At 55.5% G+C, this 274-nt stretch carries 1 protein-coding gene; it reads right to left on the bottom strand.

Annotated elements, in window-relative coordinates:
- Positions 1-28 precede the first annotated feature (28 nt).
- A partial coding sequence (locus tag DI276_RS52595) for a hypothetical protein (RefSeq protein ID WP_232837130.1) occupies positions 29-274 on the bottom strand: 246 nt, incomplete at its 5' end.

The raw sequence follows: 274 nt of genomic DNA, 5'->3' as shown, positions 1-274 counted from the left end.
GGATGCTGGCTGGCTAGACGTTCGGTTGTCACGACAGTGAGTACTGCTCTTCGGAGCGTGGAAAGGTGTCGTGAGGGCTGAGTGAACGGATCGGTACGCTGTTGGGTCCTGAGAGAACACGCTTTTTGTGTCTTTCAGCAGATCGGATCATCTCAGCGCTCGAACCGCCGGCCTCGGCCAGGTAGGCGAGCAGCACAGACGAGATGATGACCGTTCGTTCTTTGAGAACTGCACAGTGGATGCGAGCATCTTTGTAGCAAGTTAGTAAGGGCAC

The organism is Lentzea terrae, from assembly GCF_003265345.1.
GTDB classification, from domain to species: domain Bacteria; phylum Actinomycetota; class Actinomycetes; order Mycobacteriales; family Pseudonocardiaceae; genus Lentzea; species Lentzea terrae.
Note: the sequence above shows the minus strand (reverse complement) of the source record. Positions and strands in the feature narration are given on the sequence as shown.